The sequence below is a fragment of the Candidatus Woesearchaeota archaeon genome (genome assembly GCA_018303405.1).
GTDB lineage: Archaea > Nanobdellota > Nanobdellia > Woesearchaeales > JABMPP01 > JAGVYD01.
In genome coordinates this window covers 1-21,925 of sequence record JAGVYD010000002.1, presented here as the reverse complement: position 1 = coordinate 21,925, position 21,925 = coordinate 1, and the positions used below count along the sequence as shown (strand labels likewise).

The 21,925-nt window shown below is 45.4% G+C and carries 23 protein-coding genes; 6 read left to right on the top strand and 17 right to left on the bottom strand.

Annotated features, from left to right (window positions below):
* The first annotated feature begins 75 nt into the window (after nt 1-75).
* The 3 genes from J4227_00190 to J4227_00180 all read left to right on the top strand — a co-directional run bounded on the left by J4227_00190 (nt 76) and on the right by J4227_00180 (nt 4,008).
* Nucleotides 76-2,931 carry a T9SS type A sorting domain-containing protein gene (locus J4227_00190; GenBank protein ID MBS3108934.1) on the top strand — a complete coding sequence of 952 codons (2,856 nt, stop codon included), beginning with the start codon at nt 76-78 and terminating at the stop codon, nt 2,929-2,931.
* A gap of 62 nt (nt 2,932-2,993) precedes the next feature.
* Nucleotides 2,994-3,581: a nucleotidyltransferase domain-containing protein gene (locus J4227_00185; protein ID MBS3108933.1), complete on the top strand. Its 588-nt coding sequence runs from the start codon at nt 2,994-2,996 to the stop codon at nt 3,579-3,581.
* The gene (locus J4227_00180; protein ID MBS3108932.1) at nt 3,550-4,008 is read left to right on the top strand and encodes a HEPN domain-containing protein; all 459 of its coding nucleotides are present in this window, start codon (nt 3,550-3,552) and stop codon (nt 4,006-4,008) included. The genes J4227_00185 and J4227_00180 overlap by 32 nt, the downstream gene beginning before the upstream one ends.
* 68 nt (nt 4,009-4,076) lie before the next feature.
* Here J4227_00180 and J4227_00175 read toward each other — a convergent pair whose 3' ends face one another.
* On the bottom strand, nt 4,077-4,358 hold the full coding sequence (locus tag J4227_00175) for a hypothetical protein (protein MBS3108931.1): 282 nt from the start codon (nt 4,356-4,358) through the stop codon (nt 4,077-4,079).
* Between the two features lie 190 nt (nt 4,359-4,548).
* On the opposite strand from J4227_00175, the gene J4227_00170 reads away from it, so the two are divergent.
* Both J4227_00170 and J4227_00165 read left to right on the top strand, forming a co-directional pair.
* The gene (locus J4227_00170) at nt 4,549-5,088 is read left to right on the top strand and encodes a nucleotidyltransferase domain-containing protein (protein MBS3108930.1); all 540 of its coding nucleotides are present in this window, start codon (nt 4,549-4,551) and stop codon (nt 5,086-5,088) included.
* Nucleotide 5,089: 1 nt separating this feature from the next.
* Nucleotides 5,090-5,500: a hypothetical protein gene (locus tag J4227_00165; GenBank protein ID MBS3108929.1), complete on the top strand. Its 411-nt coding sequence runs from the start codon at nt 5,090-5,092 to the stop codon at nt 5,498-5,500.
* A gap of 17 nt (nt 5,501-5,517) precedes the next feature.
* Here J4227_00165 and J4227_00160 read toward each other — a convergent pair whose 3' ends face one another.
* From J4227_00160 to J4227_00135, 6 genes are all read right to left on the bottom strand, one after another.
* Complete coding sequence (locus J4227_00160; protein MBS3108928.1) at nt 5,518-6,396, bottom strand: hypothetical protein; 879 nt, start codon at nt 6,394-6,396, stop codon at nt 5,518-5,520.
* Between the two features lie 63 nt (nt 6,397-6,459).
* Nucleotides 6,460-6,699: a hypothetical protein gene (locus tag J4227_00155; protein ID MBS3108927.1), complete on the bottom strand. Its 240-nt coding sequence runs from the start codon at nt 6,697-6,699 to the stop codon at nt 6,460-6,462.
* Nucleotides 6,700-6,784: 85 nt separating this feature from the next.
* Nucleotides 6,785-7,369: a hypothetical protein gene (locus J4227_00150; GenBank protein ID MBS3108926.1), complete on the bottom strand. Its 585-nt coding sequence runs from the start codon at nt 7,367-7,369 to the stop codon at nt 6,785-6,787.
* A gap of 48 nt (nt 7,370-7,417) precedes the next feature.
* Nucleotides 7,418-7,966, bottom strand: a complete 549-nt coding sequence (locus tag J4227_00145; protein MBS3108925.1) for a phosphatase PAP2 family protein — start codon at nt 7,964-7,966, stop codon at nt 7,418-7,420.
* 475 nt (nt 7,967-8,441) lie between these two features.
* On the bottom strand, nt 8,442-9,035 hold the full coding sequence (locus J4227_00140) for a hypothetical protein (GenBank protein ID MBS3108924.1): 594 nt from the start codon (nt 9,033-9,035) through the stop codon (nt 8,442-8,444).
* A complete protein-coding gene (locus tag J4227_00135) occupies nt 9,032-10,276 on the bottom strand; it encodes a nucleotidyltransferase domain-containing protein (protein ID MBS3108923.1) in 1,245 nt (414 codons plus the stop codon). The genes J4227_00140 and J4227_00135 overlap by 4 nt, the downstream gene beginning before the upstream one ends.
* A 67-nt stretch (nt 10,277-10,343) precedes the next feature.
* Here J4227_00135 and J4227_00130 point away from each other — a divergent pair, with 67 nt between their 5' ends.
* Nucleotides 10,344-11,576, top strand: a complete 1,233-nt coding sequence (locus J4227_00130) for an adenosine kinase (protein MBS3108922.1) — start codon at nt 10,344-10,346, stop codon at nt 11,574-11,576.
* Between the two features lie 65 nt (nt 11,577-11,641).
* On the opposite strand, the gene J4227_00125 is transcribed toward J4227_00130, so the two are convergent.
* From J4227_00125 to J4227_00080, 10 genes are all read right to left on the bottom strand, one after another.
* Complete coding sequence (locus J4227_00125; GenBank protein ID MBS3108921.1) at nt 11,642-11,863, bottom strand: hypothetical protein; 222 nt, start codon at nt 11,861-11,863, stop codon at nt 11,642-11,644.
* Between the two features lie 11 nt (nt 11,864-11,874).
* Complete coding sequence (locus J4227_00120) at nt 11,875-13,095, bottom strand: hypothetical protein (protein MBS3108920.1); 1,221 nt, start codon at nt 13,093-13,095, stop codon at nt 11,875-11,877.
* A gap of 198 nt (nt 13,096-13,293) precedes the next feature.
* Nucleotides 13,294-14,187, bottom strand: a complete 894-nt coding sequence (locus J4227_00115; protein ID MBS3108919.1) for a hypothetical protein — start codon at nt 14,185-14,187, stop codon at nt 13,294-13,296.
* Between the two features lie 81 nt (nt 14,188-14,268).
* On the bottom strand, nt 14,269-14,886 hold the full coding sequence (locus J4227_00110; GenBank protein MBS3108918.1) for a hypothetical protein: 618 nt from the start codon (nt 14,884-14,886) through the stop codon (nt 14,269-14,271).
* A 29-nt stretch (nt 14,887-14,915) separates the two neighbouring features.
* Entirely contained in the window at nt 14,916-16,400 is a 1,485-nt protein-coding gene (locus J4227_00105) for a DEAD/DEAH box helicase (protein ID MBS3108917.1), read from the bottom strand.
* Between the two features lie 246 nt (nt 16,401-16,646).
* Nucleotides 16,647-17,663, bottom strand: a complete 1,017-nt coding sequence (locus J4227_00100; GenBank protein MBS3108916.1) for a hypothetical protein — start codon at nt 17,661-17,663, stop codon at nt 16,647-16,649.
* Nucleotides 17,654-20,215: a VWA domain-containing protein gene (locus tag J4227_00095; protein MBS3108915.1), complete on the bottom strand. Its 2,562-nt coding sequence runs from the start codon at nt 20,213-20,215 to the stop codon at nt 17,654-17,656. Before J4227_00095 ends, J4227_00100 begins: the two co-directional genes overlap by 10 nt.
* Nucleotides 20,206-20,775 (bottom strand): hypothetical protein, encoded by a 570-nt coding sequence (locus J4227_00090; protein ID MBS3108914.1) that lies wholly within the window; start codon nt 20,773-20,775, stop codon nt 20,206-20,208. Before J4227_00090 ends, J4227_00095 begins: the two co-directional genes overlap by 10 nt.
* Before the next feature lie 77 nt (nt 20,776-20,852).
* Nucleotides 20,853-21,239 carry a hypothetical protein gene (locus J4227_00085; protein MBS3108913.1) on the bottom strand — a complete coding sequence of 129 codons (387 nt, stop codon included), beginning with the start codon at nt 21,237-21,239 and terminating at the stop codon, nt 20,853-20,855.
* An 86-nt stretch (nt 21,240-21,325) separates the two neighbouring features.
* The gene (locus tag J4227_00080) at nt 21,326-21,775 is read right to left on the bottom strand and encodes a hypothetical protein (GenBank protein ID MBS3108912.1); all 450 of its coding nucleotides are present in this window, start codon (nt 21,773-21,775) and stop codon (nt 21,326-21,328) included.
* Nucleotides 21,776-21,925: the final 150 nt, after the last annotated feature.

Below are 21,925 nucleotides of genomic sequence, written 5' to 3'. Positions count from 1 at the left end.
ATGTTAATTTTGTAACTACTAAATTGTAACAAAGAAATAGAAAGATTTAAATACTCCAAAATGAAAGACTGTTGCATGAATAGGGAGTATGCTAATGTGAAGGCTAATGTAGCAAATGCTTGGAGGAGAATAAAAGACAAGGCCAGGCAGGGCTATGAAAATTTTTCATCTGCGCTTGGCAGGAATGAAGACCTTGACAAAAAGCTGGCATTCATAAAAGATCAACCCTGGCGATTCAGGCCAGGCATTCTGTACAATGACCCAGAATTTTCTGGAGTTGATACTAAAGTCAAGTATGACAACCTAAAACTCTGGATGGATGCAGGATGGCTTGAAACAGAGGAAGCAAAATTCCTGCACCAGAAATTTGTGGATGAAGGTGAGGTAGGCAGCGACGGAAAACCAAAGCCATTCCACAAGATGGCTGAAAACGAGCTGCTGAATTATGTTAAGAGGCAAAGCAATCTTGCGGCTGCCGAGAAAAACCAGCAGGCAAGGCAGTACAGGGGAATGGAGAAATTTGCAGGGTTATACCAGAAGCATCCGAAACTGGCAACGGCCTTGGCATTGTATTCGCTTGGAATGATTCCGATGAAATTGCCTGCTGCAGAACAGACTGCTGATAATATTTTTTATTCTCAAAACCATCAGACACAGGAGCAAGTCGTTGGAAAGGCAAATGCCGACGGCGCAACAATTACTTTAGACTTGAAAGGAATCAACACATTTACAGGGGACACCGTTGATGTGCTGAATTATGTCGCCAAATTGCAGCTGGATGGAGCTATAGTTGACTCAACACAATCAGGAGACAGCACTGTTGTGAAACTTTTTGCGCCGACAACAGACGTTAAAGGCTATAATCCAAATTTGCCAGGCAACTTCAAGCTGGAACAGAATTATCCAAACCCATTCAACCCCACAACCAACATCGAATTCATGGTCAACGAGCACGGGCCGGTTACATTGGATGTTTACAATACACTTGGCCAGAAAATCAAGACCCTTGTCTCGCAAGACTTGGAGCCAGGAAGATACAGGGCAATGTGGGCAGGCGAGAATGATGCAGGAAATCCTGTTGGCCAGGGAGTGTATTTGTACAGGCTGACATCCGGGGATGAACAGCAGACAAAAAAAATGGTCAGCTTTGGCGGCGGAAGCGGAAAGTCTGAGTTTGGCTATATCGGTGGGCCAAGCGCTGAAATGGCAAAGAAAAATGCAGAAGGAAATGCATTAACGCCTTATCAAATCTTAATACTCGGGCAGAACGCGACACGGCCGCCGATACTTGACAAGACTTTTCTGATTGATGTTTCAAAAGACACTGCCATCAAGGAATATGTCACGTTGGCTCTGAAGCCTCCAAGATGGGACACGCCATTGGATGACATTGTGCTGAAAGAGGATGTTATTTCAGGCGTGCATGGCGATTTGTGGGATCATGTGAGCTATGTGGATGATGACGGAAATCCTGTGCCTGATTCGGCTCTGGCATTTTCATTTGTAAATCCTGATTCTTCAAAGGCAATACTGGATATTGTCAATAACAGGTACACTGAACTGCGGGACTTGGCTGCTGATTCAAATGGAACAGTGTGGTATGTTATCAGGGCCACTGCGCCGAATGGGGCTTATGCTGATGCAGACCAGAAAGTTATAATCCGGCCTATGCGTGATATTAAGGGAACTGTTTTGGACAATCATGGCAATCCCGCTGATGCTTATGTCATGGCAATAAATGCAAATGGGGATACTGTGATTGCACGGACAGGCCAGGCATACAGCAAGTATCCTGTTGTAAACGCTTCTGGCAGCGGAAAAGGGAAAACAAATCCGCAGGCTGACAATGCTTTCCACCTTCAGATGAATCCAAGCGATGGAGACACGCTCAGAGCGAGATTGGCAGCTGGCGGCGGATGGGGAACGCCAATCTACATTGCAGGGCTGGATGACACAACTGGAAATTTGGTTGTTGCGCCGACAAATTACAGGTTGGTTACATTGAATTTCGAGGATTATTTCAAAGGAACTCCTGTTGACAGTGTGTATGTGAAAACAAGCATGGATTCCGGGAAAGCAACTGCTGGCAGGACATTCAAAGCTTCATTTGATGAAGAGCACATTGCTGCAAACGGGCCAAGGCATTTGCGCTCAGGATTGATTTTGGCGCCAGGAACATTGGATTCAACATTGCTGCACTACCTTGCGAATGCAGATACAAGTGATCAAGGGCTGGACACGGCGTATTTTGAAGGGCTGGTGACGCCAGATATAGTCGAAGGAGGATATAGGAGAAATACGATACCTAGCAAGAAATATGTTGCACTTACTGATTCATCAGTCAAAGATACAATCTGGATTTTGGGCAACATTCCAGCTCTTGCCAGCCAGGGTTATATTAATGTCGATCAACTGAATGCAACTGCGCAATTTTTCAATGATACGCTAAAAATGATGACAACAACAAAAAATGATACTGATGGCTATTTTGGTGAGAACAGACGAATCATTGCGATTGCAGATTCGAATTTTGCGCATCCAGACAGCGTAGCTAAATTTGCTTATTCAAATATGCATGCTGTGCCGCAGGGCACAGCACCGCTTGACTTGGAGGTAAGAAGAGATTATATTATTGTTCGCCCTGCAAACTCAAATAGCAATGGAACTTTTTTTATGCCTGACAGCCTGACTGTGAGAGGCGGCGATATAACAATAAACAAAGGATTAAGCAAAGATGCAATTCTCAATGTTATGGGCGAGGAAGCTCTGTCAATGATTCTTGGCGGCGTTGAAAGTGCCATATTTTATCCTTCTTTGTATGATACACATGCTGCAGGGATATATCCGCAAGACCTCCGCCGCCAGCAATTCATCACTTTCCGCGGGCCTGGCCGTGTTTTCCCGGACTTGCCTAAAGGGTTTAATCCATGAGGGATTCTTGAATACTTTAAAAAAAGGGAATATTTATTAATACTGATTCATTATTGAATCATATGAACCAAAAAAGAATCAATATCCAATATGAGATTATACTCGCTTTGCTTAACCAGGATATGCACGGCCGTGCCTTGTCAAAGGAATTGGGAGTTTCGCTTTCGAGCATACAGCGGAGCTTAAGCTTATTGGATAAAGACAATATCGCATCGTGGGAGGAGATTGGCAGGAATAAAATGCATTTTTTGAAAAAAAACAAGGTAGCACGAGTATACGTTTTTATGGCTGAAAATTATAAATTGATTAAGTTGATCCGGCATTATCCTTATTTAGGTCCAATTATCTCTGATATCATTGAAAAAACAAAGGGCTGCATAATATTGCTCTTCGGAAGCTATGCGAAATTCTCCGCAAGAAACAACAGCGATATAGATGTTTTCATCGAAACTAATGACATAAAGCTGAAAAAGCAAATTGAGAACATAAACAGCAGGTTAAGCATACAAACTGGCATGTTCAACAAATCATCCTTATTGGCAAAGGAAATAATCAGGAATCATGTCATAGTACAGGGCATGGAAGAATATTATGAAAAGCTTGGATTATTTAAGGAAAATGAAATCGGAGGAGAAGGTAATACTGATTAGCCCTTCAGTTGAGATATGCAAATCCTATGTCATCAAATCAAAAAATTGCCTCAGATCAGCAAAAATTCTATATAAGGCTCGTCTTTATGAGAATTCAGTTGGGGAAGCATACTATGCCATGTACAATGCTGCATTGGCAATGCTTTATCGTGCCGGAATAAAGAGTCTTAACCATTCAGCCACAAGTATGATGATTGGCTTCGTTTTCAATAGACCAGATTTGAAAGGGAAACTGGAAATTGCCAAAAAAGAGCGGATTCGTAAACAATATTCCGTTATGGATAAAATAGGCCTGCTTAGCATTGTTAAAACTTCCGAGCAGTTCATGTTGGAAGCTGAAGATTTTATGCTTGAATGCGAAGTATTGATTGGCGCAATCCAACCCAATAGATTAAAACGACTCAGGAGGACTATTGAAAGCATTTAGCAAAAAATACAAACGGATCGGATATTTTTATTAATTTCTGAATAAGGCTTGGACCTTGCGTAGTCATTTTATTTGCCATACATTATCCTATGTGCTGCTGCATGTGTCCGTTGTCTAATGTCGTCTAATTTTTCTTCTGTCCTATTTTGAATTTCTCTTATTTTATGCGAAACATCATCATATGTAATGTGTTTTCTGGAATATACCAGATCGGTCATCTTTTTTGTCTCTGCCTGCATGGATCTGAGTCTCTCACGAATGATTCCATAAATGATATCATTGATTAAGGTTAAGTTATTGTATTCGCTTGGATAATATTCTCCTTTGCTCTCTTTCTTTTTCCAAAACATGTCTTACACCCCCGTCACTAAAGTAACTACTATATAATGGTTTCAGTTTTTAATAAGCCTTTGCCCAAAAAATCCGGAAGATTTCCGGTTAATGCAGATTCGACCATCACTGATTAATAAATAAGGAGAAAGAGCAGTTCAGGACAAAAGCCGTAATATTTTTATAACAGTTGTTATATACTTATTACATATGTTAAGACCAACTAACAAAGAAAAACTATTAAACGTATTTTTCCATGACCCAATAGCTGATGGAACAGGATATAGGTTGAGGGAATTAAGCCGAATCGTTGGAGTTGCGCCAACCTCTATTAAGATATACCTTAAAGAATTAATAACCGAAGGATTGGTCGTTGTAAAGGAAGAGCGGGCTACAAAGTATCCCCTTTATGCAGCAAATATAGAAAATAATGATTTTACACTGCGAAAGAAAATACATACCTTGCTGTCCATCCATGAATCGGGCCTGATGGATTATATATCAGAGGAATGTATGCCTAATGCTGTAGTCTTATTCGGGTCTACCTCACTCGGGGAGGATACAAAGCAAAGTGACATTGATTTATTTGTGATGTCCGAAGAAACGAACCTGAATTTGAAAAATTACGAAAATAAATTGGGTCGGAAAATTCATGTGTTTTTTAGTGGGAATTTCGGAAAATTGAGCAAAGAGCTTAAGAATAATATTGCTAATGGCATAGTCTTGAAAGGTTACCTAAAAATCTTTTAAGATGAGCCAAGGTTTAATAAAAGTCACTCCGAACAGGGAAAGGGCCAAGTCTATCCTCAAAATAATTAAGGTAACCCTTGACATGATTGAGCATATTGATAGTCAAAAATATCCATCAAATGTCACTAAAGAATATTATGAGATAATCCGGGAACTCGCAAGCGTCCTGCTGCTTCTCGATGGCTGGAAAGCATATGGTGAGGGCGCACATAAAATACAAATACAATATTTACGTGATGAATATGCGATTTTCAGCCAGGCAGAACTTATGCTGATGGATGAGTTAAGGATAATCCGCAATAAAATTGCGTATGATGGGTTATTCTTGAAGCCGGATTATTTGAACAGAAGAAAGGAGGATATTAGGAAAATAATAGGGAGATTGCAGGACACGATAAAATTAAGATTATAAAATCAGGGATTCATTCTCTAAGTTTTCCCGCCTACTCGGTTGTAGACTTTGATGTTGGAGTTGCCTGAGGCGTCGGTTGTCTCCCAGAATGGGTCAAGCCCGTATTTTGGCACATAGCAGCACGCGCCCAAAGCATTGGAAATGCAATTTGTATCCTGCCACCAATTGGCATTGTATGCTGGGCATGGGCTCCATGGCGGGCAGTTCGGAGGGTTGTTGGGCGGTGCAAAGTCGCAAGGATACAGGTCCGATGGCTCATAACAAAGTTCTGATTCACGACATGTACCAGTTATATCGCTCCAATACCATCCCTTTCGGCAACAATGCGGACTCACACTCCCTTCATCAGGATTAATTCTCGAGCAATAACTCGTCGCGCAGCAATCACCATCAACAGAGCAGACAGTGCCGTCTGGCGGACATGCCGCCCCGCCTTCTGTGCAGCAGATTTTTGTGGTATAATCAGCTGGCTGGCCAACATGGGAATTTGCAGGTGAAATCATTGATGCCAAGGTTGTGTATCCTGCACTGCAGGCAGCTGCAGTTACCTGGCATTGCACTGTCGGGGCGGGCCCGAGCTGAATCAGGACTGGCTGAGAAGACCCGGGTTGCCACACATTTGAGTTGCTTGTAGCTGCCAGTTCTACCACATTTGCGCCGGCGTGCGTCAAGGCTGCAGAGGCGCTGCAGCAGACTGCATATGGATGCGTGGCTGCAGAGGCTGTATAATCCCCTGCATGAGAATTTGTCATGCCCATCATCCTGAAAACGACAATGGATGGCGCGGCACAGCCGGTCCCTGCAGGATTGTCCAGGACAATATTGCAGCTCAGCACTGCGAGGGAACCAGGTATGGCAATTAAACTCATGACAATAATCAGTACCAACAGTCTCATTTTGATTGGACCTCTTTTATAAGGCAAAAATAGCAGAGAGTATATATAAATTTTGTGTGTAAATTATGCAGTCTTCACGGCATCCACCATTTTTCTTTCCAGCCAACGGGACATGTTAATGCCATTTTTGCCACAGTATTTTTTGAAATCGCGCAACACATTTTCATCTATTGTAATGTTCAGCCTCTTCCGCCTATAAAGCTTGGGCAGCTTCTTGGTCCGTTCAAATTCCATCAGGCTCTCAAATACTTCGGAATACTTTGCAATAATCTGCCTTGCCCGCAATACATTATCTGACACCATCCTTAATGCACCTCTCAAGTGTGTTGATATTTGCCATATTTTTCTTAAGCAATTTCAAATAAGGATGCGCTGGGCATGATTAAGCCTAAACTGCCTGCATTGCCTTGATTACAATCCCGGCAACAACAGGCACAAGGATATTGTCGTCCATTTCCATCTCCTGGAATTTAAGGTCAAGGCCTTCCACAGTCATGGCTATGACGCTGGCCCAGAATGCCTGGCCCCATGTGACAAAGATTGCCGCGCCAACAAACCCGGCTATTGCGCCAGCCACCATGCCTTCCACAAACTTGAGCTTGTTGAGAGGATTCTGTATTCTCCCGAATGGGCCGAGCAGCGCCCCAATGCTGTCGCCGAGAGCAAGAATCATCATCGCTGCCAAGGCAGTATTTTTGTCAAACAGGACAATGGCAAGAAAGCACCCCATAACCAATGTCAAAGCGCCTTTGCCTGGAAAATTCCTCCTGTCCTCTTTCCTGTCAAAGTGCTCGAGAAACCAGTCAACAACAGGGATGAATTTTGTCTTGGCGTAATGGCTCACAATAAAGCCCGCCACAATAACAGCCAGCAACAGCTGCCAGCTGACAAAGCCGAAATAATAGCCCAACGCTATGAATATTCCGGTGAACAGGTGCACAACCTTTCGCTTAATCTCAAGTGAGTGTACCATATTGTATTGGCGAATAAAGCAGCCCCAATTTAACTAATTTGCCCTAATTCAATAGCTTAATATTGTCATCAGGAGATAGCTTATCACAGCGCCTGAAACAACATCGCTTGCCCAGTGCTCCTTAAGGTAAATCCTGCTGAAGGCGACAAGCAGGGAAAACCCGAGCCAGAAAACCTTCAATGCCGCACCGGAGCCTGCAATCATGCCCATAACTGCAAAAACAGCAGTTGAGTGCGCTGAAGGGAAAGAATAATCCGGCAATCTTATCACAGGGAAATAAATCATATGGACTGGCCTGTCTCTCCTGACAATGAATTTTATCAGGACATTAAATGCCATGATTCCCGCGCCGACGGCAAGATGGTAGACTGTGTGGGCAAAATCAGCGCCCGCCTGCAGCATTGCAAGGACAGCCAAAAGCACCATGAAAGCAATGAAATAGCTGTTGCTGACAAATTTCATGAATTTGTTCACCGAGCCTGTGCCTTTTCGCGAGAAATAATGCAGTATGCGCCTGTCCAGCCAGAAAGCCAACGCTACCAGAATGACGCCAAATCCCAAAACAGGAAGCAAAGATGGATCATATAGTCCGGCCATTGTTATCAGAAATCAGCAACTCACTCTGCATTTAAATTTTTTGCTTTGATTGGCCTTGTCCGAAAACTCGCCTTTCAGCTCGGTTTGGGCATCCGCTCAGCATTGCAGCTTCCCATGCATTGCATTTTTCTCCTCTGCGACCCCGAAAAATGCATAATCCCTCCGGGAATGGGCTTCGCAAAATTGATGCCCAAACTAACTTTTCGGACAAGGCCGCTTTGATTGGCTTTTTATAGAAGGGATATACTTTATAATTTAGCACGTAACGACACAATTGTGACAAAAAATAAAAGAGTGAGGATAGATTAATACATATAAGTCCATATAACTAAAATTTTTATCGACGGGAAAAATTTTGACGCAGAAGGATGTATAGTTTTTAGAACAATAATATTTATAAATAAGATTAGGTATTGGTTTATAAACCATAAAGACTAAAGGGGAATATTTTCTTCTTTTTTTCTTTGATTTTCAATCAGATCAGGTTTAGCCTCGTCAATTCCTGCTTAGCCTGGCCTGCATTCTTGAATTCCAGGGTGCGAAAACCATGGTTTGCAGCCATGGCAAGCTTCTCCGGGTTGTCATCGACCAGCAATAATTCATGGGGCAGTGCGCCGAGCGCGCCTGCAATGAATGGAAAGCACCCTTCATCTATCTTCAGCATCCGAATCTCATGCGAGCGGAAGATTTCATCTGAATAATCCGTAAGGTCGACCATCATCCGCTCCTTGGCGGTCTGCCATTCATTGGTGTCTGTCAAGAATGCGAGCCTGTCTCTCGGGATTTTCTTGAGGATGTCAAGGGTTTCAAAATCCACCTCGTAAAGCTCGGCATCATGGGAATCCCTGACTTGCTGAAAAGTCAATTTGCGCTTAAGGTGCTTTGTGACCAGGGCCTCATAAAATTGCTGGCCGGTTATGTTTCCCCTGGAAAATTCAAGGTAATCGTCGTTCAGGTAGAATTTCCTGGCATTCTTTGGCTTTACACCCATCTGCTCAAGTATGCCATAAGTTATCGCATAATCCCACTTGATTACCGGAGTCCCGACGTCAAAAATTATCCTTTTCATTTGGCCAGCTGGAATTTCTTTATTTTATCTTTGAAGAATTTATCCCTTGCGATGAAGAGGGCATAATCTGAAAATTTAGTCATCTTCCTGTTCTCGATTGCATATATTGATTTGCCCTTCACATATGTTTTCCTGTGTACCTTCTTAAACCTGGCAACGTGCTCCCTGCTTGCCAATGGCGGGCCCTGCAGAACCATCTTGGATGGAAGAGCATCATTGTTCATTACAAAATATGCCATGCCGCTTGTTTTCCGGTCATAGGCAAAGCCGGAAGCTGCAAGCTTAAACCCGTATTTTTCAGCCTGCCGCGACATGAACTCTACTCCTCTCGCGAGCCTGGCCCCGACCACGTCCTCTTTTCCGTCGACAAGAGAGATGCTGAAACAGAAGACTTTTTTGCCCTTATGCTTCATCCTGAGTGTTTCTGGCGTGACTTTGGCAATCTGAAAAAATTGCTTTGAAGGATTCCCCAGGAACCTGTCGCATGCCGAAATAAAACCCTGGAATTTCTCCTCGCTGAGCGCCGCAGATGCATTCCTTTCAGGCATGATTGGGTCAATCACAATCAATGGGCCGAGCTTTGACTCATTGAGAACCTGGCGCGCCTTGCCCTTGTAGACATTGTGGTAGTCCACCACCTGCCCGGGCTTCCATTTGCTGGCATTGCGGGCCAGGGGCAGAAATCCCCCATAGTGTAGTGTGATGATATCAATAACATGCCCGGAAAATCCCCGGATGTAGCTCTCAGCGCCGTAAACGCCCTGTGCCTTGCAGAATTGCTTTGTAAGCCTTATCTCGCTGAGCAGCTTTGGGTTTTTCCTGGTAATTGCATTCACCCAATTGACATGCAATGGCGACATGTCTGTAACATTTTGGGATTCTGGGCCTTTCCTGATGTCCATCACGGGAACAATCTCAAAATTGTGGCCATTCCTTATGCGAAAATAATCGCGCGAGCCGTGTATCCTCTCTGCCCTCATCCCGGAGAGTATTTTGGCAAGATAGTCGCTGAGCTCCTCGCTCTTGTATTTTTTGTCGAACTTTACAAAGAGGTCAATGTCATGGTCATGCCTGATAAAATTGTTCTTGGCTATTGAGCCGCCTGCAACTGCCTTTGCCCTGACCTTCAATTTCCTTATGCGTGAATTAATCCTGTCAAGCATTGCGTCCACATGCTTGTATATGCCCATGTCAGGCACAATTTCATCCGCTATGTCCCTGAGAAATCCCATCTTTTTCATGATGCCATGTTGTGGCGGAGGGGTTAAAAAGCTTATCTTTTTAAAAGCAAAATGCCTTCGCATTGCCATGGCTGAAGCAAAAGACAGCGAAGGCAGAGACCAGAAGAAGTATGATGTCATGGGGATAGGCAATGCGCTCATGGACATTCTTGTCAGCCTTCCTGAGGAAAAGTTCCTGACTTTCAGGATTGAGAAAGGAACAATGAGCCTGGTCAATGAGGCAAGGGTCAAGGAAATCGAGGAAAAATTGCTTGGCCATGAACAAAGCCTTGAGCCCGGGGGCGCCAGCGCCAACACGCTTTCATGCCTGGCCCTGCTCGGCAGCAAAGTCATTTTTGTCGGCACAGTTGGAAAAGACAGGCATGGCGACATCTACGAGAAAAAGCTGATTGAGACAGGCGTTGAATCCAGGATTGGAAGGAAGGAAGGCATGACAGGCAAGGCAATAACCCTCATAACACCTGACACCCAAAGGACTTTTGCGGTGCATATAGGCTGTGCCTCGAAAATTGGCCATGAAAGCATTCTTGAAAATGACATCAGGGACAGCAGGATTTTGTACATTACCGCCTATGAATTGGTGGACGAGCTTTTAAGGAAAACGTGCCTGCATGCAATGGAGCTGGCAAAAAAGCATGGCACATTGATTGCGCTGGACCTTGCGGATGTGAATGTGATTAAGGGCAACCTCCACGATCTAGTCTATGTTGCTGACAAATATGTTGATGTGCTTTTGGCCAATGAGGCAGAGGCAGAAGCCTTTACAGGAAAGAAAAGGGAAAATGCGGCCATGGAGATGTCATCCCACTCCAAGATTTGCGCAGTCAAGCTTGGGCCTGAAGGCTCGATAATTGTGCAGGATGGGAAGATGAGCATGGTCGAGGGCAGGCTTGCAAATGCAGTGGACACGACAGGCGCAGGGGACATGTATGCTGCAGGCATTTTGTACGGCATTGCCAATGGGCTTGGCCTTGAAAAAGCTGCTAACCTTGGCTCATTCCTGGGCGCAAAAGTGGTTGAGAAGGTCGGGGCAAGGCTCACAAAGGAAGAAATATCCGGTGTGCATAATGTGTTTAGTGTGCCGGAAGAAAAGCCTGAAGTGGATGGCGATTCTATCCATTCATCAGAGATTGTAGCACTCGGCGACGGCAAATTCAATGTCGCCTCCAAGAAGGAGAAAGGGAAATATTACATGGTGGACATGAACACAAAATGGTGCGAATGCCCGTCATTCTACTACCACAAAAAGGAATGCAAGCATATGCAGGCTGTTAAGGATTACATGCTTAGACAGGAATGAGAATAAGATAAAAAAGCATAAGATAAAGGCATAAGATAAAAAGTAAAAAAATAAAAACCGAGATGCTAAATCATCTCGCCTATTTCTACCTCGCTGTTCTCATCCACAATTGTGGAATCAATGTCAGACAAGGCCTGGGTCTCCTCTGTTGGAGTCACAGCCGGCTCCTGGGTTCCTGCGGTGTCATCTCCAGGAAGGGTTGGGCTTTCCTCACCGGTCTGGGTTGTGCATCCAGCAAATACAGCTGCGACCACCAGCAGTGCCAGCAAGTTGCTAGTCAGTTTCATTTGGATTCACCTCATCTCCTTCCTGAACGGCCATTGCCATTGTCGTCATCATCTTCGTCGTCGTTGTCATCATCGCTTCCACTGTTGCCGTTCTTGCCATTTTGTTTTTGCAGCTTCTCGGCCAGCTTTTCCTGCGCCTTGTTCAGCCTTTCCTGTTCCTTTTCAAGCTTCTTCTCCCTTAGCTCCAAGAGCTTCCTGGCCTGGGCATCCTTGGCATTGTCTTTCCTGGATTGTATCAGCTCCCGGCTGAGGATCTTGTCATCCTTCCTTGCCTTTTCAAGCGCGGCCAGGCTCAAGACAGCTGATTTTGCAGAATCCTCCCTCAGGTTAAAGAAGGCATCTTTTTTCAGGTCCTTTTCCAGCGACTTGAACCTGTTCTTGACGATTTCCCTAATCTCTTCCGAATCAAGCTCTCCTGACCTTATCCTGTCTTCAAGCTCATCCAGGTTCTCGTTCAGCAATTCCCGCAGTTCCTTGACCCGGTTTGCATTGTACTCCCGAATCTCAAGCTTAAGCTGCTCTGAAATGCTGGAATAGCTGTCATCATCAAGCTTTAGCCTTATCCTGCCCTTGAATTCTTCCCTCAACGGGCCATTTATAATTGCCCTGGCTGCTTCCCTGAATTCCTTGGACAAATCAATTGCCTGGTGCTTGAATTCCACGAACTGGTGGGCAGTCTCAGCAGTATTGTTCTGCGGGACTGTGTCATGCACAGCATCCCTGAGGATTTCCATCTCAGCCAGGATTGCCCTAAGCTCAGTGGTATTGACGCTCAGGTTCCTCGCCTCGATTCCGTCCACAATCACATAGCCTGCAAGGATGTTCCTTGTCAGCGATTTTTCAAGCTGGAGCAATCTGACCCTTGCGCCGTGCAAGTTGCCCATTATGGAAGTCTCATTCTGGGTGTCGTCATCATAATCGTCGTCAGTCTCATTCTGCGTTTGATTGTTGCCAGTCTGGTTGGTACCGGTCTGGTTATTAATGGTCTGGTTGATGCCAGTCTGGTTGGTTTGGTTCCCCATGGTCGCATTGCCAGTGGTATTTGTATCAGTCACATTGACCGAGACATTTGTGTCAATTGTCACATTGACCGAGACATTGACATCAGAAGTGTCATTTGCATCCGAGTCATTGTCATCTGTTTCATTTGTGCCGTCCTGAGCGAATGCCAGCGGCAGCATTAACATCACCGCAACAACCGCACTGAGCAGCAATATATCCTTCAGTTTCATTTTGCTTACCTCCGTTTATGCAAAAATTATTTTGCATTTTAATAAATTTACTATTAGCGTAGGCAGTAGAAAGGTGGAACAGCATAATAATTTTCGCCGGAATATGCCGGAACAAGGAGGAACAGGGCGGAACAAGGTAAAAATGCCATTAACACCGTTAAAATCGGAGTTTCCATGTTAGAACAAACTTAAGCTCACTTATCCAATAGTGTCCAATAGGCTGGGCTTCTCGTCATTGAGGCAGATAACGTTGCTCATTCCTTTGCCTTCCTTTCTAATAATGCCTTTCCGCGTCAGGGAATCAATATTCCTGGACAATGATGATTTTGGGATGCCTATCTCGGTTTCAAGCCTTTTCTGCGGTACCGGGCCTTTATTTCTTTCAATTATCTCCACTATCTGCCTCTGCCTCTCCGGGAGCATGTCCTTGTTGTACCATTGCCTTGCAGGCTTTTCACCTGATGCGCCAATTTTTCCATCAGCGGATTCACCAGGCTCATCTTCCGGCTTCCCGGATTCCTTTGCAGCTGGATTCTTGTGCGCTCGCGACTTGATAAAATAGGCAAATAATGAAACAATAACTGCAATGGCCAAAGGCAAAGCATACGCAACAATGTTGTGAGCTGTGCTGGTTTCCGGCGAATCCTGCGTGTATTGAATGACTATTGACATTGGAGCATCCTGCCCTGATGCTTTTACAAATTGCTTTTCACCGTCAGTGCCGAGCCTGAACTGAGTCGAAGTCTTGATGTAATTAATCACAGCCTTTTCGGGCAAGTGGACTGCATAGGCAAAATCAGAAAAAGATTCTTCCAAAGTCATATTGAATGTCCAGTACTGGGCTTTTTTTGAGGTGTAAATGGATGTTGCCTGGGCTGCCAGCGCTGGATGGTTTGCGAGGCCGGAGATTGCCACAATGCCATCAGAGCTTATCGTGAACTCCACATCTGCATAGTATAAAGATGGTGAAGATTGGCCAAACGCGCCTGACAGGGAAACCAATGCGGCAATGCAAAATAATGAAATGCCCGAAATGGCCGCGCCCATGGTATTGCCCATGCTATTGTATATCCCAGATTTAGCAACTGCCATGCAAGAGTGATATGCTGACATGTTTTTAAAGGTTATTCTGGGAGGATGCAATTAATCGGACCAACTGCCTAAGAAGCTGCCCTAAGAAGCTACGAGTGACCTGAACTTCTGGTAGACATTGGAGGTTTCCAGGCTGGGATTCTCCAAGACCCATTTGTAGATTAGAGGGCTGAATAAGGCTGCAAGCACTATGTTGCTCCCGAGATGCCACAATGTGAATGGAACCTGCAGCAAAATTGTTTCCACCAGGCCCTGCCCGAAAAGCAGGACGCCTGTGCCAATTCCGGTGACGGCGTCATAGACAAGGGTAGCTATAATTGAATAGCCAACATAATATCTGGCCTTGTTTGCCTTCTTTGAAAGATAGGCTGCGGCAAACAGGCCCACAAGGCCGTACATAAATGCCGTTACCCATGTCCAGGCCCCGACTTTCCTTGTGATTATATCGTAGATGACAATGGAGAGGGCGCCAAAAATAAAACTTGAGATTGCCTTGAATTTTTTTCCAAATGGCATGATTGTGGTCATCACAGGCTCAACATTTGGGATTCGGTTGGGAATTAGCCTGATAAGCAGGCAAACTGCAAGGCCAATAAAATACTTGACTGCATTTTGGCTCTTTGAAAGAAATGTTGTTTTATTTCCTTTTTTCTGCCCTGGCTTACTGTCTTTTCCTGTATTTTTTTTCTTAATTGGCATTTTTATCTGATGTTATTTTTATCTGATGTTTATTGGTGATGCTGCGGCCTTCCCTGATGACCAGGGTTTCCGCGATTATTTCCCTGGCTGTGGCTTCGATGCTGAGAATGGGCTGCGGAATGGCTGGAGCCTCCTGTGCGGCCGCCTGAGTGCCTGTTGTGTGAGCCTTGCCTGGATTGGCCGGAATAAGAGTGCGAATAGCCTGATTGCCCGGTTCTGTGATGCCCTCCACTGCTGTGTGACTGGCTGCGGTGGCCCTGCCCGGAATGCATCCTGTGGCCTGGTCTTCCCCCAAACCTCCTGCCGCCAGATGGCCTTGGCCCCCTTTGCGGCATGGAGAATGCGACCCTGGCAAAACTGGGGCACGGCAATTTTTGCACGATCAGGCTCCTGTCCTCAAGAACCCTGCTGAAATTATCATGGTCCATATGAGATAGGAGGCTGATGACCTTGCCTTGCGAGCCTGCCCTTGCAGTCCTGCCTATCCTGTGGATATATTCCTTTGAAGTCTTGGGCAGGTCATAATTATAGATGTGCGATACATTCTTGATGTCAAGGCCTCGCGCTGCAACATCGCTTGCAACCAGAATGTTGGCCTCTTTCTTATGGAATTTGTCAATGGATACCTTTCTTTGCGCCTGTGTCAGGCCGCCATGCAATGCCTCGGAGCTTATTCCCTGCCTCTCCAGATTCCTGTGCAGCACATCCACCATGCGCCTTGTGGCGCAGAAAATCATTGTGAGGTCCTGCGTCTCGCTTTTAAGGAGATGGACCAGAAGCGAAAACTTGTCGCGCTGATCAACGTCATAATAATGCTGGACCAATTTACCCTGCTCCACATAGGACTGGACCTTAACACTCACTGGCTTTTTCATGTATTTGTCAACTATCCTCAGGACATCCGAAGACATGGTAGCTGAAAACAGCAAGGTTTGCCTATTCTTAGGGATATGGGAGATTATTACATCAACATCCTCCACAAAACCCATTTCAAACATCTTGTCTGCCTCATCAAGTACAAGCATGCTTATCTTGGAATAGTCAATGGTCCTGCGGTCTGTGTGGTCGAGAATCCTGCCAGGCGTGCCCACTACAATGTCAGCAGAGGGAAGGTAGTCTATCTGTGGGTTTATTGAAACACCGCCGTACACTGAAATTATGTTCATGGGCCGAAATTTGGAGAATTTCTTCATCTCAGTTGTGACCTGCTCTGCAAGCTCCCGTGTTGGCACAAGTATCAATGCCTGCAGGCCCCTGCCATGCTTGATTTTTTCCAGCAGAGGGAGCCCAAATGCTGCAGTCTTTCCAGAGCCGGTCTTGGATTGCCCGATTACATCCTGGCCTTGCTGGACCAATGGGATGCTTTTTCGCTGGATATCTGTCCATTCTGTGAATCCAAGCTCCTGGACTGCCTGCGCAAGGTCCGGAGGAAGGTTGAAATTGACAACAGAATCAGCAGCTTTATCGTCCTGACCTGGCTCGTTTAATTCTATTCCATAATATGCTTTTGCCATATATAATCAACTTGTATTTCCTTTTTTGCTATTGGTATTGTTATCATCTATAATAATCCATGCTTGAAGGGGTATTTATATAGCTTTGTTATTGCGAAAGCCAGGCTGCTCCAAATTCCAGCATGCAGTAACGCCCCAAGTTAATATGGGGAGGTATGGGGTATATTATAGTTTATTATAGCTTATTAGTTTATTATAGCTTATTATAGTTTAATTGATATCCCTCACATTAATTTTTCATCAGCCTCAGTTTATGACAAGGTCACTTACTTCGTAGGAGTCAAAGTGGCCCGTTAAATTATCCAGCCTGTACCAGGAAGGCATGCCCTGTATTGCATTGTGTGCCGGATTGCTGGTGCTCCAGTAGATATGGTCTACCACTGACTTGTTCTTGTATTGGCCCAGCGGCACGAGGCTCAGGGAATAAACTGTGCTTTCTATGCCAAATGAAGATGATGAAAATAAGCCCTGCAGCCTCATGACATAGCTCGGAGCATCAGTGTCCTCGATGTAGTAGCTGTTAATTGCATGCTGCTGCAGATTCGATACATTGCTGGTAGTCTGGTTAACAAAAAATTCAAACGGGGTTTGGATGATAATATTGCTGATCAGCCCGTCGCTTCCAACAGTATAGAGAGGGTCTTCCAGGCCAGTGATTGGGATTGTTGTCCGGATTGTGTCGTCCTTGGTCCAGGTCGCCAGGCCAGCCGCATCCTGCACAACAAGGGTTAAATTCATCTCAATTTCCAGATTCCATGTTTCACGCTGCACAAGAGAAAGGCTGTAATTATATGCGTCGATTGTAACTCCGATATCCTGGGCTTCCTGCTGGACCTTGGCAAGCCATAGAGTGACATATGAATCATTGGTAGGCTCGGTTGTTTGGTTGTAAATTGTCCCATTCAGCACAAGCTCTGCAAAGTTTGCGCTCAGGTTGGTGATGTAGGTTCCATTTTCAGACATGTAGCTTGTCATGCCAAGCAAGGCACGGAAGCTGGCGATGTATAATGCACGCGACATATCCCTTTCTAAATCATGGATGAAATTGTTAATTGTAAAAACTCGCGATTCAATTGAAATGGCCTGGCTCCGCTCTGTGTATTTGCTGAAAAGGATGGAGGCTGTCATTGCAACAATAACAAAAAAGATGGCCATCATGGTGAAAACAAATCCCTTCTTATTCCTGTTTTTAGAAGACTGCATAGATGACAGTGATTGGGCTTTTGCCCTGGATGCAGCTGGGCTGATGATTTTTACTGCCACAATCTCACCTCCACAGTGGCAGGCCCCCACAGGTATGGGACGCTTGTAACAGTGGCCGTGGACAATAGGAAACCCTGATAGCCAACATTGATGTCAATGTATCCGTCATCATCAAGGTCCAACTCCAGCAAAAGGTTGTAGATGGCGCTTTGAGTTGCATCGTCTGTGTTGTAAACATCGTCATAAAAACTGCAGGTGTTGTTTGTGACAGCGCTTGAAGGGATTGTCAGGGTCATGTTGGAGCCGTCTTCAAAAAGGATATTCCAGTTACAGCCTGATGCCTGCGAGCCGATCCCGGTTGAGCTTGAAAAAGTCCTGGCAAGTATTGTGTAGATGATTCTGTTGTATTCCGAACCGCCTGCCAGGGCTGTTGCATTAACAGCGGTCCTCACCCTGACCGTATTTGTGTCGGCAATGAAAGCCGGATCCACATAAACTGCATATGGGTCCCCCAGTTGGAGGAAATCTGAGCCAAAGTCTGTAAGGTCGAACAATGGCTTCCAGGAGTAGAATGTATTGTTCAAGTCAACCATGCTTGTCCATTTATCTGCAGAATATGACACAACTTTAGCATCGACTATTGACGTCTCAGATGGAATGCCAAGGGTTCCTTGGCTGATGGTATTGTTGAAAACCGGGTCTTCAATTGTCAAAGGGACCCTTTGGAATGTGTCATACACTGTTTGGTTGTATTGTACCGCAAGATAGCTGGATTCGTACAATTGGGATGCAACGCCGACTGTCACGGACTTTTGCTGGACAAATGTCAGGCTTTGGTTTGCAATGTCTGTCGCAAGGTCCCGATAAATCTGGTCGAGTTCCGAAAAATTGTTGCTTTGGTAGTATTTCGTGCCTGAGCAGTTAGCGATTTGTTCCATTGTATCGTTGTCCGCGCCCACGCCAAACCCAATGGCGTAGAACTTTATTTTATACAAGGCAGTTGCATTGCATGCTTCCCAAATAGCCTGCTGCTCAGGAGTGCCAGGCGCAGCCGGAGAGCACGGGTCATCTGTGTCGCCGTCAGTCATGAGCATGATTATTCGCTTTCTGGAGGAATCACTTTGCCCAAGCAATATCTCCTTGGATTCCCTGATCCCTTTGCACAAAGCCCTGTTCGGTGAATTTTTCTCATCATAGGCCTTGATTGTGTTATTCAAATCCGTTTCATCTATATCCAGCCAGCTGTCCTTTTGTGCATTTGCCGCAAAATAGGAAACCAGCCCAATCCTGTTGCCTGAACTGTTAAGGACAATGTCAATGAAAGTGTAGTCCAGCTCCTTGGCCGCGCCGAGCCTGGTTAAATTAGTGCCCAGTATGTCCATATTTTCCATGGTTTTGGCTACGCTGGTAGTTATCACCACGTCTGTGACATTTCCAGTCTGATTGCTGCTGACTGTCTGGTAATGCCCAATCCTCAGAGGCACTGTGGTCAGGCTTAAATTTGGATAGTATAGCAGGGCCGCAAGGTCATTGTTGGGGATTGTGACTTCAACCTGGCCTGTGGTGTTGGAATCATAGACTGTCCTGCCACCCAGATTCACAAAAACCGGGAGATCTGAGGAGTAATTGAGGAATAGTTCCATCGAGCTTAAATTGCCTGGCACAATGAATGATGAATATAAGTTGATAACGCCATAAATGCCGGGCAGCTCAATCTTCTTGTTGATTTCGCTTGTCTCCAGGGAAACATCGCTGATGTCAGTTGTGTTTGTGCTGACCCTGAAAAACCCGCCGCCAAAATAGCCATTCCCCGACGTGAAGTTAAACCTGAGGGTGTTGGTGCCAGGCACAAAATTGGAAAGGTACCCCGAATCAACATACTGCGTCTCAGGTATTAAATCATCAATGCTTGTTTTCAGGAATGTGCCTGAATATGCGTCATTTACATAAAGGTCAAAATCCTCAGGGATCACTCCCTCAAAATAAGCCTCATTGATGTTGGTATAAACCGTTGGAAGCGTGAGGTAATGCACAAAATTCCCGTCGCCGACATAGCCGCCAAAATAGATGTAGGAAAAAACATAGCGATTGCTGGCGCCTGAGAGGAAAGCCCTTGACGTAAATCCCTTGACAGGCTTGGCCGCGGAAATACCCGAGACAAACCTTTTCCCTGATTGGACATCAAATGCGGATTTGCTGGAGTCCAAATCCCGCTGGTACAGGACAACATCGTCAATCGCAAGAGAAAATCCATAACGCGCAGGGATCATGTTTTGCAGAAGCGTCATAGTCAGATTTCTCGCATTTTCGGTTTCGCCTGTGACCTGGTAAATGCCTATCTGCTCAATGATGCTATTGGATAGGTTTGTCTGGTTGCTGGCTGCCATCAGCTGCTGAAGATATGTCGCATTAAGCTCGCTGACCTTCATTTCAGAGAGCAGGTCAATGATATCCTGCGAATAATAACCGCTTTGCGCTGTAGGCGATGATTTAAAAAAGTAAATGCTGAAGAGGACGGCTGTGACAATGAGCAGGGTTGCGGCAAACATGGCGTCAGTGCTGAAATAAAATCCCTTCCTGTTCCGTCTCCCAAATCCATTCCTCAGTTCCATACATAAATCACCATTTCAACAATGTCTGATTGAGTTCCCTGCGACAGCAGGACAAACCTGCCGACCCTGGCAATGTCGCCTGCATCTTGGGATTCTATGTTCCCGGGCGTCACGCCGGCCTTGCCAGCCACGTCAAGCCCTCCGACTGTAATTTGGTTCCCCTGAACATCCTGGAAATAGACGATGAAATCATGCTTCGTGCCCATGATAGTCCTGGCACGGTTATAATCCAGCGCGGCGAGGCTGGCAAATTTTGTAGAATTGAGGCGTTTGCCCGGATTTGTTAAGCCCACAAAATTGACTGAGCCGGCTGTCCAGTTGGTTGGATTCCCCTGCGTGATAAGCATGTTGCTGATTGCATTTGCATCATCAATGGCAGAAACATCAATGTTCGTGCCGTGGCTTTCCTGATTGGCAAGGAAGACAGTGAATAATACCGCTATGACAACAAAAATAAATGACGCTATCATGAAATCCGGGAACCAGACCTGGCCATTCCTGGAGGCGCGGGGTCTTCCCGCTAAAGTCTCATTTTGTCCATTTGCTTTTATTTTGTCCATTTGCCTTTCCTTTTGCCCTTTTCTAATTGCATTGTGGTTGCCCCGCTGCTTTCAGTCTTCGCACCATTTTCCCTTCGTCAGCCGACATAGATTGTGCCGTTTGAATTGTTGACCATGTTGAGCTCCCCCGGAACAAAGTTTCCCGTTGCCATTGGGATGTTCAGCACCTGGTCATAGTTCTCAGTGGACAAAATCAGCACAGTGCCCTTGATCTGGGTCGTGTATGATATGCCATTGGCATCAGGCGGAACCATGAGTTTTCGGGAATAGCCGGGGTCCACAGATGCGGCCAGCGTTATTTCCCGCTGAAGCGCCAAAGCCAGGTCCCGCGATGCTGCATACTCATTGTCAGAAAATATGTCCTGGATCCGCCCGCCGGTGTATGACAATATGAAAATGGAAAAAAAACTGGCAAGCATGAAGATTATCAGGAATTCAACTGTTGATTGCGCTTTCCTTTTCATTTGCAGTTCAGCCAAGCTTGCGCGCTGGCACTTGATGTAAAGCCACCATTGGAATGGAAGATAATTTTCCGATGGGCATAGGCAATCTATCCCACCTGCGTGATGTTGACTGTCTCAGTACTCGCTTTTATTAAAATCCATTTTGGGCCGCTCACTGTCGATACATTTCCCGTGACATTGGCGGCTGTGACAGCAAAGAGGTCTGAAAGGCCATTGCCCATTTTCATCTCAATGTTGATTTCATGTCCGTCAATTGTGATTGAATTAATGCTTTCAGGGAAATAGGCCTTGATAGTTTTTTGGGCGGGATAGCCCTGGTAATAGACTTCATCCGCGCTCTGGGCAAGGCCATCCACAATGGTCCTTGCCTGTGACACTGCAAAGGTATTGCCAAGCTCATTTGTCTGCTGGAAGAATACAATGAGGACAGGGATTGTCATAAGCATGGCAAAGCCAACTACAAGGAGGTATTCCATGCTAACCTGGCCCTTATGCCTGGCCTGAACCCTATGCAAATCCAATTCCCCTTTTTTCATATTCAAGAATTTGCCTTTTCAGTATATAAATTTTGTCTTGCCAGGGGCTCTGTAGAAAATCCCATCGGCGACAGCCGATGTTGTAGGCTATCAGCCTACAAAACAGCTCAGCTGCCTGCGTTCTTATGTGCCTTGACCTTACATAGCTTC

What these genes read in the sequence shown, in the direction of transcription:
- J4227_00155 (MBS3108927.1), bottom strand. Translation starts at nt 6,699, where the DNA reads ATGGTGTCAGATAATGTATTGCGGGCAAGGCAGATTATTGCAAAGTAT.
- J4227_00170 (MBS3108930.1), top strand. Translation starts at nt 4,549, where the DNA reads ATGTTAAGACCAACTAACAAAGAAAAACTATTAAACGTATTTTTCCAT.
- J4227_00175 (MBS3108931.1), bottom strand. Translation starts at nt 4,358, where the DNA reads ATGTTTTGGAAAAAGAAAGAGAGCAAAGGAGAATATTATCCAAGCGAA.
- J4227_00190 (MBS3108934.1), top strand. Translation starts at nt 76, where the DNA reads ATGAATAGGGAGTATGCTAATGTGAAGGCTAATGTAGCAAATGCTTGG.
- J4227_00145 (MBS3108925.1), bottom strand. Translation starts at nt 7,966, where the DNA reads ATGGCCGGACTATATGATCCATCTTTGCTTCCTGTTTTGGGATTTGGC.
- J4227_00085 (MBS3108913.1), bottom strand. Translation starts at nt 21,239, where the DNA reads ATGAAAAGGAAAGCGCAATCAACAGTTGAATTCCTGATAATCTTCATG.
- J4227_00115 (MBS3108919.1), bottom strand. Translation starts at nt 14,187, where the DNA reads ATGGCAGTTGCTAAATCTGGGATATACAATAGCATGGGCAATACCATG.
- J4227_00160 (MBS3108928.1), bottom strand. Translation starts at nt 6,396, where the DNA reads ATGAGACTGTTGGTACTGATTATTGTCATGAGTTTAATTGCCATACCT.
- J4227_00090 (MBS3108914.1), bottom strand. Translation starts at nt 20,775, where the DNA reads ATGGACAAAATAAAAGCAAATGGACAAAATGAGACTTTAGCGGGAAGA.
- J4227_00080 (MBS3108912.1), bottom strand. Translation starts at nt 21,775, where the DNA reads ATGAAAAAAGGGGAATTGGATTTGCATAGGGTTCAGGCCAGGCATAAG.
- J4227_00105 (MBS3108917.1), bottom strand. Translation starts at nt 16,400, where the DNA reads ATGGCAAAAGCATATTATGGAATAGAATTAAACGAGCCAGGTCAGGAC.
- J4227_00180 (MBS3108932.1), top strand. Translation starts at nt 3,550, where the DNA reads ATGAAATCGGAGGAGAAGGTAATACTGATTAGCCCTTCAGTTGAGATA.
- J4227_00140 (MBS3108924.1), bottom strand. Translation starts at nt 9,035, where the DNA reads ATGAAAAGGATAATTTTTGACGTCGGGACTCCGGTAATCAAGTGGGAT.
- J4227_00095 (MBS3108915.1), bottom strand. Translation starts at nt 20,215, where the DNA reads ATGGAACTGAGGAATGGATTTGGGAGACGGAACAGGAAGGGATTTTAT.
- J4227_00130 (MBS3108922.1), top strand. Translation starts at nt 10,344, where the DNA reads ATGGCTGAAGCAAAAGACAGCGAAGGCAGAGACCAGAAGAAGTATGAT.
- J4227_00165 (MBS3108929.1), top strand. Translation starts at nt 5,090, where the DNA reads ATGAGCCAAGGTTTAATAAAAGTCACTCCGAACAGGGAAAGGGCCAAG.
- J4227_00120 (MBS3108920.1), bottom strand. Translation starts at nt 13,095, where the DNA reads ATGAAACTGAAGGATATATTGCTGCTCAGTGCGGTTGTTGCGGTGATG.
- J4227_00135 (MBS3108923.1), bottom strand. Translation starts at nt 10,276, where the DNA reads ATGAAAAAGATGGGATTTCTCAGGGACATAGCGGATGAAATTGTGCCT.
- J4227_00150 (MBS3108926.1), bottom strand. Translation starts at nt 7,369, where the DNA reads ATGGTACACTCACTTGAGATTAAGCGAAAGGTTGTGCACCTGTTCACC.
- J4227_00110 (MBS3108918.1), bottom strand. Translation starts at nt 14,886, where the DNA reads ATGCCAATTAAGAAAAAAAATACAGGAAAAGACAGTAAGCCAGGGCAG.
- J4227_00185 (MBS3108933.1), top strand. Translation starts at nt 2,994, where the DNA reads ATGAACCAAAAAAGAATCAATATCCAATATGAGATTATACTCGCTTTG.
- J4227_00125 (MBS3108921.1), bottom strand. Translation starts at nt 11,863, where the DNA reads ATGAAACTGACTAGCAACTTGCTGGCACTGCTGGTGGTCGCAGCTGTA.